Consider the following 14,137-nt stretch of genomic DNA (forward strand, 5'->3'; position numbering starts at 1 on the left):
CGAATAGACGAATAGACGAAGATGTGAAGCCGTCGCTTTAAAGCTGCGGCTTCGCATCTTTTCATATTAATTAAAACTCTTGTCTGAAGTAATTTTTGCTAAACCAGCAATCAACTTCCAAAGCGTGTAGATCGCGGCAACAAGAAGAACAACATAGCCAATAACAAAAACGGCTGTTAGAGCGCCAATGATAGTAAGCACAATCGAAACAAAGAATGTTTTGGTGATGTTGTCGTAGTGATCCGCAAAGACAGTCCCTTGAGCATCGGACTTTTTAACGATGCCCCAAATACCACCTGCAAGAAAACTAATACCAGTAAAGAAGCCTAATAGCATTAACGCATACGCGATGATGGCATGAGTTTTTGCATTTTTGTCCTTCTCTGAGAGCCCCGTATTAATTACTTCAGTATTTTCCATGTGATTGATTCCTAGGTTAATTTAATCACGCACATGATACGGTATTATCTTGTTGATGGTCACGAATTAGTTGCTTGTTGCATATGTTACATGCTGCGTTGTGATGTGTTTGGTATTGTGTAGAGTGTATGTCTCACTGGGTCTTTGTTGATAAAAAAGACATTAACGAAAAGATTGATTGGAACAAAAATCACGCTGATAGCATGCTAGCGATTACGAGTAGTCATAAAACCAACCAAAACACGCGTCGATAATTTAAGTCACAAATATGGTAAAAGCCTGCCTGGGTGTAAGAGTGGGGAAACGTACCGTAAGCTAAAGTGACGCGTTGTACTAAGCATTATTCTGAACTGTATCTTCAGCGCTTATCCCATCGAACCTGTTTAAAGCTGCTCACATTTTGGTGTTGAAAAGGATGATTCCTCAACGTTATCGGACTCAAAATGCTGCTGCCTGAGTAAGCTGACAGTCAGGTTTATCGGCATCGGCTTATAAAAATAGAAGCCTTGGATATAGTCGACACCGAGCTTAGATAAGATTTTCACTTGGGATTCATACTCGACACCTTCGACGATGACTTGCATGCCTAAGGAGCGTGATAGTTGAAGCATGGACTCTAGCAAAGGGAGACCAAAGCTGGATTCGTCGGATATGTTTTTCACAAACACGCGATCGATTTTGAGAATGCTGAACGGGAACTGTCTTACGAAATCTAACCCTGCGTAGCCTGTACCAAAATCATCAATCGCAACTCTTACGCCCATATTCGATAGTTTGGTTAGGTTGTCTTTAATCTTAATCATATCGGCATCAGAACATTCACCATCCTCTGTGACCTCAAATACCACCTGCTTGAGAATGCCTGGGTTCTTCTTGTATATATGACTCACCTTGCTTGCGAAGTTGCTATTTGATAGCACATTCCGGCTTATGTTGACGCTGATGTACTTTGATTCGAACACGTCTTGATTGCTTTTCAACGTCATTAATACTTTGCGCAGCACGAAGTAGGTGAGCTCCTCAATCAACCCTAAGCTTTCAGCAAGCGGAATGAAAATAGCCGGGGAGACGTTACCTTCAATTGGGTCGTTCCATCGTAATAGTGACTCACAGCCGACGATCTCATTGGTGTTTTGGTTAACGATAGGCTGCATGTGAACATGAAGGTGTTGGTTTTTTAGCGCACTTGAAAGCGAATATTCTAAGCTGCGTTGGCTCTGCTTTTTATGCTTGATGGAAAGGAGAATTATGGTGGTAATTCCGGCCATCAAAAAGCCAAACCATAAATAGCTCAACATGAAGTGAAGATAAAACTGATACCCAATGTATGAGGTGATGGTCAATGGGTAGGTGTTCGAATGTATCCGCACCTTGGCGATTGATGAGTCAATATCGGTAGGGTGGATATCTCTTTTTATCACTTCAACTTTGGCCTGTATTCCATGGCTGCTCAGGTTTGTTTCAACAAGGTCATAGATGAAGTGTGGCGGTATCATCAGGCTCACTCCGGCATCTTCTTTGTTCGAGAAAATGAGCATGATGGACTGAACTTGCGTGATGGCCGAGTTGGAATACGACAGGGTCGTTAAATTCGGGTCGTCATTGAGCCGCTGCCTGATGGTGCTGTATAGGCGAAATGAAACGTCACCATCGGTGGTTGAACAGTAAAATCGGTTCTCTTTATTGAATACCGCTGCTTCTTTTACCCAATCGGCTTCAAAAACGTTTTGTCGAAGCTGTCTAACGATCGCGTCGCAAGACTGTTCAGGTCTAACTTCAGATAAAAAACGGTCGAACCTTGATTGGATCCCTTCTAACCTGGTTTCGACTAACCTTGATGTGTCTTCGGTTAATGTTTGGTAGTGATGCGGTGTAAAAGGAATGAGCATTGCCATGGAAAAAAAGAAAGAGATGGCAAAGTAAAATGAAGTCTTGGCAATGTTTTGGTACTTGATATCCATAGTTGGAGAAGCGTTACCGATCTATGTGAGCATTCGATTTAATTTATAAAGTTAACGATTACGTAGCAATATAAATAATTAATATTGTGAATGCAGGCACGAATTATTGATATAAATAATATGTTTTCTAGTTTTACCAGCAAAATCTTGATGTTATCTCGTTTTTTCTTGGTGGGGTTGATATGATTTTGAGCAAGTTTTAGCAGGTTAGCTATTGTTGCTTTACTACAATATGCGTCGATGAAAAGGATTTCGAATTGTTATTCAAAGAAAAACTATTGCTCTCAAATTGTGATTCAGTGAGGCAGTTAGACCGTTGTGAGTTACGAAAGAGATTTTTAATGGGAATGACGTTTGGAGATGGTGTAGTGCTGTCCCCGAACACATTGATTGATAACCCATGTTTTGATGAAGTCCTGATGCGGGCAAACCTTGTAAAATACTTAAATGAAGAAGGAGCTGGCAAACTAGTTATTAGAGGGTTTAACTTAGAGAGTAACTTTGAATTGGAGGAATATTTTGAAAATTTACCTGACAATTTCATTTTCTCAAGCTTTGAAGGGAATCCTCTTAAAGGGAGTTTAAGCAATCATCAGTTAGGTATTTTACGTAAGCGCTTGCGAGATACTCAGTTTGCACTCGACAGCATAATCTATCGTTCAGAGAGAGTCGCTTTACAGCAAGATGCTTTACAACATGAGGTATTTCGTCGTATCGACGATGACTCAGCATTGAACCATTATTTTGAGTCTGACGGTGATAGGATTCTATTTAAGAGCATGGCCGACAAAGTGTATTCAAGATCAGACTGGTACAGTCAATCGGACATTTACTTCGGTAAAATTAGTTCAATAGAGTCTTTGAGGTTTAAGAGTGAGGTAATTAACCCTGCATACAACTCACTGTTTGCGACTAAGGGAGAAGGCTTTTTGTTAGACGACATAAAAATACTAAATAATGTTCCCGAGAAAATACTTGATGCAGGTGTTGTATACAAATCATTAAAAAATGAAATTGAGTTGATCCAATATCCTTACAAAGCTTTTGAAATAATTTCCACATTGGGCAGTGTAGAGTTGATGCAGCTTATAACTGATGAAGCCATGGGCTACATAGAAGACAAGCTCAAAGACAGTGCAGAGAAGACCATGACAAGACAGAACTGGTTTGGCATGTATCCAAAAATGCAAAAATATATGGGACTTGAAATAAAATGATTGAACAGTATTCAAACCCTTGGTTCAGCGTAGTCAAAGACGGTGTATTCCACTATGTCATAGAGCCAGATTCTGAAAATGGTGCTGTGGTGCTAGTAGAAACTAGTGACTCTTATATTTTTGTCTTGATACCTAGGATTGCTCACGGCAAAGAAAACCAAATTGAAGCCCCAAGAGGTTATGGGAAAGACCAACAGTCCAGCCTTGAAACTTCTATGAGGGAGCTGTTTGAAGAAGCTGGTTATTTAGTTGAGCCATCACAGGTAGAAAAACTTGGCTCTGTTAAACCTAATTCTGCCATTTTAGCTTCTGAAGTCGATATTTATTTAGCACAAGTTAGGGAAGAACAGCGCGTTAAAGAATGTGACAGCGAAGTAAATGGGATTGTGAACGTTGCCAAGTCAGATATTCGAAGGTTGATTTCTCGTGGTGAGATTACGGATGGATTTACATTGAGTGCTTTTGCATTACTTTGGAGCAAGTATCCACTATCTATTGAATCTTGAAATGGTCATTGAGGCTTAATCTTTTCCTATTACTTATGAACATCTCGTATAAACCATTATGACAAAACTGATATCGGCACTCATAGCGGTGTGCTTCTCATTCTCTGCGTTGGCCTACGAAGGTGTTGTTGATTGCGAGAATGCGATGAATACCATCGAGATCAATCACTGTGCGGCAATTGAGTTGGAATCTGCACAAGCGGAACTGGATAAATACCTTGCAGCCAGCTTTGAGCACAATGCTTATGATGCTGAGCTGGTGGCGTCAATTAAGAAGGCTCAGGAGAGCTGGCAGGCGTACATGACAGCACATTGCGACTCTGTTTACACCCAATGGCGTGATGGTTCTATTCGAGGGGTTATGGCGCTTTCTTGCAAGACGACGTTAACCAAGCAGCGCACGCATGAGGTGTGGGCGAATTTCTTAACCTATATGGACAGCACGCCTCCCGTTTTACCAGAGCCTTAATTAGCGCCGTAGGCAGGTTTAAAATACGTACAGGACTGTGCACCTGCTTCAACCTTTGGCGGGCGAATAAGAAAGCGATAGGGGATTGCCTTACTCTTTCGTTCTTAGTTCTTAGTCTCTAGCTTGAAGCATTACAGCTTGAAGTTGAATACAAAAACAAACAAAAGAATATAGATTCGGTCTCTGATCTTTTGCAAGCGGAGCCGTCAGTCGGTGATATTACTTTACTGCCTGAACTGTTCACGACTGGGTATATTTTTAACGAGGCTGAAGAAATTCACGAATTGGCTGAAGACTTCGCCGACAGCAGTACTATTGATTCATTAACGCAGCTTGCAGCGAAGCATGACACCTTGATTGTTGCAGGCATTGCCGAGAAAGATAGCGGCCAATATTACAACAGCGTCGTGGTTGTGGATGCTTCCGGTTTACGACACAAATATAGAAAAATCAGTCAAACCAAATTCGATAAGCAGTATTTCTCGAGAGGGGAGGAACGCCTCTCGTTTGAGCACAAAGGCTTAAAGTTTGGTGTCGCGATTTGCTTTGATATTTGGTTCCCGGAGATCATGAGAGGGTATCAGTCGGTCGACGTTATTCTTCACCCTGCCAACTTCGGTGGGCATCATAGTTTTGCCATTGCTCAAGCGAGAGCCTTGGAGGAAGGGTGTCACATGGTTACTTGTAATCGCGTCGGGCAAGATGTGGTTAATGCGTTTACCGCGACTTATTGTGGTGGAAGCCGAGCCTACTCACCCAAAGGGGAGTTAGTGACTAAACTTAACGACAAGCAATCGGTAGAAATCGTAAGTATTCAAGATCTCTCGATTGCGCCGCAATACAATGGCGTTGATGTTGAAGATGAGATGCAGCAAATCACCACTCTGTTAAACCGTTAAACCGTTAAACCGTTAAACCGTTAAACCGTTAAATCGCTAGAACAGAGACTAGCGCGGTATAAGATCGAAAAACGCAAGGTGATTAAGCCTTGCGTTTTAGCTTGGGAGCGAAGCGTTCTTAAGCTTGATCGTTCATTTGATTCAGATGCTCGACTGAATGGGCGTTTTTCATCCGCTGAGCTTGATGGATATTGACCATAAGGCGATTGAGCAGCTTTTGCAGTCGTTCAATATCCGGCAATTGTTGATTTTTGGCTTCGACTTCTAGTTCCAATGCCTGCTTAGAAAGCATGTTAAGGCCTAAGTTTAGTGACATGCCTTTAATGGAGTGCAGGGTGCGACAAAGTGGCTCCAACTCCTTCGCTAAATAGTATTCGATGACACGGTCAACCGACTGTTCGAACTCAATAATGGTTGAGTCGATAAGTAAACTGAACCCTTCCGTATCGTCTTTAAGTATGCGTATCACTTCTGACTGACTTATCTCTTCTTCTGTTAATCTCAGTGTTTCAATTGGCTTGCGATGAAGTTCGACGATATTTTTGATGTCAGTCGAGCCTTCGGTTTTTATTTGCTTAGGTAATCGATTCGAAAATTGTTGCAGGGCATCGAAAAAGCTCTCTTGTTGCAGAGGCTTGGTCAGAATATGGTCGACACCCGCCTGAATAAAGTTGTCATGCGCCTCACGGAATACATCGGCCGTATAAGCGAATATCAAGGTATCGAGTTTCAGCTTTTCGCGGATGTAATTTGTTGTCTCGACCCCGTTCATTTCAGGCATATGATTGTCCATCAAGATAAGGTCATATTGAGTGGTTTTGAGGCGTTCAATTGCTAGTTTTCCGTTCTCTGTATGATCGACATGATGGCCGAGCTTTTCACAAAAGCCTTGTGCAACAATGGCATTAATACGGTTATCTTCCACCAACAGGATACTTAACGAGTCATAACTGAGAGTTTCTGCATCGACTGTATGGGTAGCGATGTCTTTCGCTTTGCTTTCTTGCCATGTGATAGGCAGGGAGACTTGGAATTTTGTACCAAGCCCAACTGCACTGGTTAATGTGATTTCTCCGTTCATGAGGTTGACTAGGTTCTTGACGATTGCGAGGCCAAGCCCTGTTCCGCCAAACTTCCTTGTTGTGGAAGTGTCTGCTTGTTCGAACGAATTGAATACCTGTTCGTGCTTATCTTTCGGGATACCAACTCCGGTGTCTGTCACGGTCAGAATCAGTTGATTGTTGGGGCGATTGAGGTCAGCTTGAATGGACACATGACCTTCTTTGGTGAATTTGGTCGCATTGCCGCCCAAGTTGAACATGATTTGACGTAGCCTTGCACAGTCTCCGACGAGTTGGATGTTTTTCGGTATGTTATTTTCGATCAACAGGCGAATGCCTTTTTCATCGGCTAAGGGTTTTAGAGCGCTGCATACAGGCTGCATGACTTGAACAAAATTAAAGGGTGCCACATCTAGCTCAAGCTTGTTTTCTTCGACTTTTGAGAAGTCGAGAACGTCGTTGAGTATTGTCATCAAGTGGTGACCAGAATCGAGAATGATGTTGATGTTCTCTTTTGTTTCGGGTTCTTGGGTCTGGCTTGCAATGATTTGAGATATTCCAAGAACGCCGTTCATTGGCGTTCTGATCTCGTGGCTCATGGTAGACAGAAAATCGCCCTTAGCTTTTACTGCGGCTTCAGCTTTGGTTCGTTCGGCGATTAGCTCCTGAGTTTTCGCTCTCATTTCACTGTCATTACTGATCAAATTGTCTGTCATTTTTTGAAAGCTTTGTTTGAGATGAGCGATTTCGTCTTGGGTGTTTATATTCGAACTCAATTCCAGAGTTGCAGCACCTTGATCCAAATGGCCAGCGGCAACTTGGTTAGTGGCCTCAAGTAGGGTGTGTAATCTTCGATTAATACGCTTTGACGCCCACGCAGCAACAAGGAGTGATATGAACACGGAAAACAGTGTTCCGAGGATTAATATGTAGCTGGTTTGATTGGCTGAGTTCTCCGATTTTTCGACCCTGGTAATAATAAGTTGTTGTTCAATTTCAATGAATTGAGCAATCTCTTGGCGGATCTCGTCAATCAATTTTTTTCCGGTTTGCTGCTGAGTGAGGTCGATGACACTTTGTATTTCAGCTTCGCCTTTATTGACAAGGCTGCGTTGATTGATCTCTTTCTCTCCAGACTGTTTCAGCCATGTTTTATGAATATCATCGATTCTATATAGGCGTTCTACTTGAGGTGGGTTATCACTCACTTGATTCGCAAGGGTTTGGAGTTTTTGAGGCCATACATCAAGAGCTAAATGGTAGGGTTCTAAAAAAACAGGATCACCCGTGATCAAGTAACCACGTTCAGCCGTTTCTATGTCGACTGTTAAGCTGAGAAGTTCTTGAGCCCGAGCGATGGCTTTATGTGTGTGTACAACCCAATTATTGTCTTTTACAACCGTTCGGGTGTTTTCATGGACAGAAAAAGCCACGATAAGCATCAAAGCGATAGGAATCAAAAAGCTGACTAATAGCTTTTTCTGTAGGGATATATTGTCAAACCAACCCGCGATCATAAAACAGCGCTCTCCATGTCGTTGTTATTCACTGTATAGTGTAGATGATCATTAGTCGCTAAGTGCGCAAATAGTTGCTGAGTGCGTAAATACATACTTTAGCGTGTAAGTTTCGCATATTAACGGCATTTTAGGGGCGATTAAGCGGCGTTATTATGTTTCAAAGACAAAAAAGCTAGCTCAATAAGCTAGCTTTCAACGGTGTGATGAGTGTGGCGAGTATTAAAGCGCTTTTACGCTGCTTCGTTCAACAAGAGTAGGTTCAAGTTCAACGACTTGCGGATAAGCATCTGGAGTTTGTAATCTGCTCAAAAGCGTATCCACTGCGGTTTTACCTAAACGATGTTTTGGCTGGTGGACAGTGCTTAACGCGGGTGTCATGTACTTCGACAGGTGGATGTCATCGTAGCCAATGATAGACAGATCATTCGGAATCGATGTGCCATCTTGCGCCGCAGCGTGAATCACGCCCATCGCCATCATATCGTTACTGACGAACAAGGCAGACGGCATTTCGCCACGAGTTTTCAATGTCTGATAAGAGTCAAAACCACCGTCACATTCAAAGTTGGATTCAACAATCCACTTAGGGTTGATCTCTAAATTGGCTTCTTCCATTGCTTGCTTGAAGCCTTGATAACGAGACGAAGCTTGATTACGGTGCAGTGGGCCAGTGATACAACCAATTTGAGAATGACCGTTATCTATCAAGTGCTTAGTTGCCATGTAGCCACCTTGGTGCGAGTTGTCTTGGATCTTATCGCTCGCAAACAACATAGGGCCCCAATCCATGACTACAACAGGCAGTTCTGGGTAGCGCTCGAATACATCGATATGTTCGCCTTCAAGGGTAGAACACATTAGCATCAGGCCATCGACTCGCTTTTGCAGCAAGGTATCGATAGAGGATTTCATGCGTTCGCTATCGCCTTCGGTGTTACACAAGATAAGGTTGTAGCCTTTTTCGTAGCAACGACGTTCCACACCTTTTACCACTTCGCCAAAGAATGGGTTGGTGGATGTGGTCACTAGCATTCCCAAGGTTTTGGTTTGCTTCATTTTCAAGCTGCGAGCTAATGCAGACGGCGCATAGTTGAGTTCTTTAGCCGCACTGTTAACACGCTCAGCAATCTCTTCACTGACAAAACGTGACTTGTTGATCACGTGGCTCACGGTAGACGTTGAAACCTTTGCAACCCGAGCGATGTCTTTCATTGTTGCCATATAAAATCCTTGTGGGAATCACTTTTCCACGTTGGGCGATATTCTGCCTGAAAACAGGGGCTTATGCTTGATATTTGTTGTTGCCGAATTTGAAGGCTTACATCCGTTAACTACGGTTTAGCTCAGGAGTTAACCCTTCAAATAGGTATCAAGCTAAGCCGACAGTTGTTCTGCCAAAAACGCATCGGTTTCAGCACGGCTTGGAATCGACGTTTGAGCGCCAAAGCGAGTCACTGAAATGGCAGCGGCAGCGTGAGCAAACTTAATCGCGCGTTCTAATGGCATGTCTTCAAGCAAGCCTGTGACTAATGCGCCATTGAAAGTATCACCAGCAGCGGTTGTGTCCGTAGCTTCAACGCGGAAGCCTGCGATTAATTCACCTTCGCTAGCTTCATTACCTTGACCACGATGACTCACCCAAACGCCTTTCGCGCCTAGCGTGATCATTACCGTTTCGATGCCTTTAGCATGCAGAGCCAACGCAGCCTGATGAGCAGACGCGTTGTCCGTCACGGTAATGCCTGTCAGCACTTCTGCTTCAGTTTCGTTCGGTGTAATCACGTCAACACAAGCAAGCAGTGAATCCGATAATGGACGAGCAGGAGCCGGGTTTAGAATGACTTGCGTGCCACTCTCTTTTGCTACTTTCGCAGCGTATTCAATGCCTTCAATTGGCGTTTCAAGCTGAGTCAGCAAGTATTTAGCGCCGCGAATCTTCTCTAGATGTGGTTCGATTTGGTCGCAAGTCAGCTTGTTGTTGGCTTCCGCAGAAAGACAAATGCTGTTTTCGCCTGTTGCTGATACTTGGATCATCGCGATGCCAGTAGGCGTGTTGTCTGCAACGATCACACCGTCGATGTTGATGCCGTCTTTAGCAAAGTCTTGACGAATGTTGATGCCGAATGGGTCGTCACCGACACAGGCGATGAAGCCGATATCTGCGTTTAATCGCGCAGCAGCGACTGCTTGGTTTGCGCCTTTACCGCCAGGGATGACCTGATAGTTACCGCCAATCAAGGTTTCACCCGGACGAGGGAACGAAGGAACTTGCAGTACGTGGTCAGCGTTAACGCTACCTAAAACAATCAGTTGAATCATGATACGAGCCTTATGATATATCGTATTTGAAAATGCATGGGTCTTTCTCATGGTGTTAAGTGCGCTCTCTTTTGTGAGCGGAATGAGAAACAGCGATGCACTGTCGGGGTTTGCTTTTGTTTGAGTCAGCGAGCCAATCAAAGCAGGGGATAGGGGACCCCTGCTTTATATCGCGTTACCTAGTAACTATTACTTAGCGATGATTTTTAGAGGTACTGGTACGTACTCGTCTACTGTTTCGCCTTTCAGTACTTTGTCTGCCATTTCGATACCTAGAGAACCGATTAGGTCAGGCTGTTGTGCAACCGTTGCGCCAAGTAGGCCGCGGTTAACTGCTGCGATGCCATCTTCAGTGCCATCAAAGCCAACGATCATCACTTCTTTACCTGAAGCTTGAACTGCGCGAAGTGCACCTAGAGCCATTTCATCGTTCTGAGCGAATACTGCTTGTACGTCTGGGTTAGCCGCAAGCAAGTTTTCCATTACGTTCAGACCTTTAGTTCGGTCGAAATCAGCAGGTTGGCTTGCAAGAAGCTCAAGGTCGCTGCCGTTTACTGCGTTCATGAAGCCTTCACCACGTTCACGAGCAGCAGAAGTACCAGCGATACCTTCAAGTTGGATTACTTTCGCTTTTTCGCCCACTTTTTCCATGATGAAGTGGCCTGCCATTTCACCGCCGATTACGTTATCAGAAGCGATGTGGCTCACTACGTCACCACGGCTTGCACCACGGTCTAGCGTTAGTACTGGAATGTCTGAGCGGTTAGCAATACGAATCGCGTTAGATACTGCATCTGAATCCGTTGGGTTAATCAGGATTGCTTTAACACCACGAATGGTTAGATCTTCAATGTTCGAAAGCTCTTTGCTTGGGTCGTTTTGAGAATCAAGAACGATAAGCTTGTAGCCTAGCTCTTCCGCTTTCGCTTCTGCGCCATCTTTCATGGTTACGAAGAATGGGTTGTTCAATGTAGACAGAACGATTGCCATTGTATCTTGCGCCTGTGCAGACACAGATACCGTTGTAGAAAGAAGAGCAGCAGAAATAAGAGTCGCTAATTTTTTCATGGTGTAAGTCCTTTGTGTAGGGTGAGCTAGGAGGTGAGTCCTAACTCGTAGTTACATTATTTATAGATTCTAATATTTTAAGGTAAAACAAACTGTTACTTTTATTAAACTAGAGTGTTACTTGTATTAACCTAGAGTGTGAATAGGTTTTATTTGTTTTTGTTGTCGACCAATACCGCCAGAAGAATAACCACTGCTTTTGCAATCATCTGGTAGTAAGAAGATACGTCTAATAGGTTTAGGGCGTTGTTTAGGAAGCCGATAATCAATGCACCAATCAATGTGCCCATGATACGACCACGACCGCCGGCTAAGCTTGTTCCGCCAAGAACTACGGCTGCAATGGCGTCTAATTCATAACCCATACCTGCGGTTGGTTGAGCTGAGGACAAACGAGATGCCACGATGATGCCTGCAACCGCTGCTAGTAGACCACAGATTGCGTAAACGCCGATTTTTACTTTGTCTACGTCGATGCCTGATAGGCGAGTTGCTGATTCATTGCCACCCAATGCGTAAACGTAGCGACCAAAGCGTGTGTGGTTAAGTAGGTACCATACCGCTGCGAATACCACGACCATGATCCATACTGGAACTGGGATGCCCATTGCATAGCCTGTACCGAACCAAGCGAATGCGTCTGCTGTGTCTGTAAAGCCAGTCGAGATAGGACGACCGTCGGTGTAAACCATGGTCACGCCGCGCAATAGAGTCATGGTTACAAGCGTTGCGATGAAGGCTTGAACCTTACCCTTGGCGATAATCACACCACTGATAGCACCTAATGCTGCACCAGCTACTAGAGCGGTTGGCACGGCGATCATCACTGGGATTTCCATGCCAATCATGCTGGCTGCGAATGCACCACAAAGTGCCAGTACAGAGCCAACACTCAAGTCGATACCCGCGGTTAAGATAACCAGCGTCATACCTACAGCGATAATTGCGTTAACCGAGGTTTGGCGCAGAATGTTCAGGATGTTGTCGACAGTAAAGAAGTTCGGGTTTAAGAAAGAAACGACAACAATCAGGAAGAGCAAAGCAATCAATGACTTTTGATCAATCAGCCACTCTTTGCTGATTAACGGTTTTTTCTTTGGAGCTTCAGTTGTTTTGCTCATGGTTTTAGTACTCATGCTGCGTCCTCGTTGATCTTTTTACCGACCGCACACGCCAGTAATAATTCTTGGTTTGCTTCTTTAGCATCAAATTCACCGCTTACACGGCCTTCATGCATCACCATGATGCGGTCACTCATTCCTAACACTTCTGGCATTTCAGATGAGACTAAAATGATGCTCATGCCGTCGGCTTTAAATTTATTAATGAGTTGGTAAATCTCTTTCTTAGCACCGACATCGACACCGCGCGTTGGCTCGTCGAGAATCAGTACTTTTGGGCTGGTCATCAAGCCCTTAGCGATAGCCACTTTCTGTTGGTTACCACCAGAAAGGTTGCCAATAATCTGTTCGCGCGTCGGGGTTTTGATGTTGAATAGCTTGATGAAGTCATCTACTGCAATCACTTCGTCTTTATGTTGGATTTGACCGCTCTTTGTTAGTAGGTCAAGTGAACATAACGACATGTTTTCTTTAACAGAAAGCCCTAGAACTAAGCCATCGCCTTTACGGTCTTCAGAGATGTAAGCAATGCCATTGGCCAAGCCGTCTTTCGGGCTTACAGGGTTGATGGTTTTATTTTCTAGGTTGATGACGCCGCGTTCACTTGGAAGGGCACCGTAAATCACTTTCATCAGTTCAGTTCGGCCAGCACCCATTAGGCCAGATACACCCAGGATTTCACCGCGTTTTAGCGTAAAGCTCACATCGTGAACACCAGAACCCGTCAGGCCAATCACTTCAAGACAAGTTTCACCATGGCTCTGGCCGATACGTGGATATTGTTCGTCTAACTTACGACCAACCATCATTTCGATTAGGCCATCTTCGTCGGTGTCTTTTACTTCACACTGACCAATGAACTTACCGTCACGCAGCACGGTGATGTCATCACAAATCTCGAAGATCTCTTTCAAACGGTGAGAGATGTAAACAATGCCACAGCCTTCATCGCGCAATTCGTTAATCACCTTAAACAGAGATTCAGTTTCGGTATCGGTTAGCGCATCGGTTGGTTCATCCATGATGATGACTTTAGATTCAAACGATAGGGCTTTCGCAATCTCTACCATTTGCTGCTCACCAAGGCTCAACTGACCTAGAGGCGTTTTCGAGCTGTGTTTCACGTTAAGGCGTTTAAGTAGCTTGTCTGCTTCTTGGTACATCTCGTTCCACAAGATACGACCCATGGTGCCCGTGATTTCACGACCTAAGAATATGTTCTCGGCGATGGTCAATTCAGGGATTAGATTCAGCTCTTGGTGAATGATGCTAATGCCTGCTTGTTGAGAATCACGTGGCCCTTTAAATGCAGCAGGTTTTCCTTGGTAGGCAATAGTGCCGCCGTCCAAGTGGTAGATGCCTGTCAGCACTTTCATAAGCGTTGATTTACCCGCACCGTTTTCACCCATTAACGCCATTACGCGTCCTGGATAAACGTTGAGGCTTGCCTTATCCAGTGCTTTCACACCAGGGAAGGCTTTCTCAATTGAGCTAAGTTCTAAAATGGCTTGAGTCATGTCGGTTCCTTTACTCGGGGCCAGTTGTATTTGATTGTTCTGTCTATGTATTGTTTTGG

At 44.1% G+C, this 14,137-nt stretch carries 11 protein-coding genes and 1 pseudogene; 4 read left to right on the forward strand and 8 right to left on the reverse strand.

Annotation, left to right across the window (positions count from 1 at the left end; translation table 11 throughout):
* Nucleotides 1-66 precede the first annotated feature (66 nt).
* Nucleotides 67-420: a membrane protein gene (locus AB4138_RS20495; RefSeq protein ID WP_017068500.1), complete on the reverse strand. Its 354-nt coding sequence runs from the start codon at nt 418-420 to the stop codon at nt 67-69.
* A gap of 383 nt (nt 421-803) precedes the next feature.
* A complete protein-coding gene (locus AB4138_RS20500) occupies nt 804-2,381 on the reverse strand; it encodes an EAL domain-containing protein (RefSeq protein ID WP_372307482.1) in 1,578 nt (525 codons plus the stop codon).
* 341 nt (nt 2,382-2,722) lie between these two features.
* Here AB4138_RS20500 and AB4138_RS20505 point away from each other — a divergent pair, with 341 nt between their 5' ends.
* From AB4138_RS20505 to AB4138_RS20520, 4 genes and pseudogenes are all read left to right on the forward strand, one after another.
* Nucleotides 2,723-3,598: a hypothetical protein gene (locus tag AB4138_RS20505; protein WP_372307485.1), complete on the forward strand. Its 876-nt coding sequence runs from the start codon at nt 2,723-2,725 to the stop codon at nt 3,596-3,598.
* The gene (locus AB4138_RS20510) at nt 3,595-4,104 is read left to right on the forward strand and encodes an NUDIX hydrolase (RefSeq protein ID WP_372110681.1); all 510 of its coding nucleotides are present in this window, start codon (nt 3,595-3,597) and stop codon (nt 4,102-4,104) included. The genes AB4138_RS20505 and AB4138_RS20510 overlap by 4 nt, the downstream gene beginning before the upstream one ends.
* 58 nt (nt 4,105-4,162) lie before the next feature.
* Nucleotides 4,163-4,573 (forward strand): lysozyme inhibitor LprI family protein, encoded by a 411-nt coding sequence (locus tag AB4138_RS20515; RefSeq protein ID WP_372307488.1) that lies wholly within the window; start codon nt 4,163-4,165, stop codon nt 4,571-4,573.
* Between the two features lie 131 nt (nt 4,574-4,704).
* A pseudogene (locus AB4138_RS20520) lies at nt 4,705-5,472 on the forward strand (carbon-nitrogen hydrolase family protein); the annotation flags it as partial.
* A gap of 118 nt (nt 5,473-5,590) precedes the next feature.
* On the opposite strand, the gene AB4138_RS20525 reads toward AB4138_RS20520, so the two are convergent.
* The 6 genes from AB4138_RS20525 to rbsA all read right to left on the reverse strand — a co-directional run bounded on the left by AB4138_RS20525 (nt 5,591) and on the right by rbsA (nt 14,078).
* A complete protein-coding gene (locus tag AB4138_RS20525; RefSeq protein ID WP_372307491.1) occupies nt 5,591-8,050 on the reverse strand; it encodes a CHASE3 domain-containing protein in 2,460 nt (819 codons plus the stop codon).
* Nucleotides 8,051-8,272: 222 nt separating this feature from the next.
* Nucleotides 8,273-9,274: a substrate-binding domain-containing protein gene (locus AB4138_RS20530; RefSeq protein ID WP_372307494.1), complete on the reverse strand. Its 1,002-nt coding sequence runs from the start codon at nt 9,272-9,274 to the stop codon at nt 8,273-8,275.
* Between the two features lie 153 nt (nt 9,275-9,427).
* On the reverse strand, nt 9,428-10,372 hold the full coding sequence (gene rbsK, locus AB4138_RS20535; protein WP_372307497.1) for a ribokinase: 945 nt from the start codon (nt 10,370-10,372) through the stop codon (nt 9,428-9,430).
* A 189-nt stretch (nt 10,373-10,561) separates the two neighbouring features.
* The gene (gene rbsB / locus AB4138_RS20540; RefSeq protein WP_017058470.1) at nt 10,562-11,440 is read right to left on the reverse strand and encodes a ribose ABC transporter substrate-binding protein RbsB; all 879 of its coding nucleotides are present in this window, start codon (nt 11,438-11,440) and stop codon (nt 10,562-10,564) included.
* Nucleotides 11,441-11,589: 149 nt separating this feature from the next.
* The gene (rbsC, locus tag AB4138_RS20545) at nt 11,590-12,576 is read right to left on the reverse strand and encodes a ribose ABC transporter permease (protein ID WP_017068492.1); all 987 of its coding nucleotides are present in this window, start codon (nt 12,574-12,576) and stop codon (nt 11,590-11,592) included.
* Nucleotides 12,573-14,078 carry a ribose ABC transporter ATP-binding protein RbsA gene (gene rbsA / locus AB4138_RS20550; protein WP_372307500.1) on the reverse strand — a complete coding sequence of 502 codons (1,506 nt, stop codon included), beginning with the start codon at nt 14,076-14,078 and terminating at the stop codon, nt 12,573-12,575. The genes rbsC and rbsA overlap by 4 nt, the downstream gene beginning before the upstream one ends.
* Nucleotides 14,079-14,137: the final 59 nt, after the last annotated feature.

This window comes from Vibrio sp. 10N.286.52.C3, assembly GCF_041468865.1.
Taxonomy (GTDB): Bacteria; Pseudomonadota; Gammaproteobacteria; order Enterobacterales; family Vibrionaceae; genus Vibrio; species Vibrio crassostreae_C.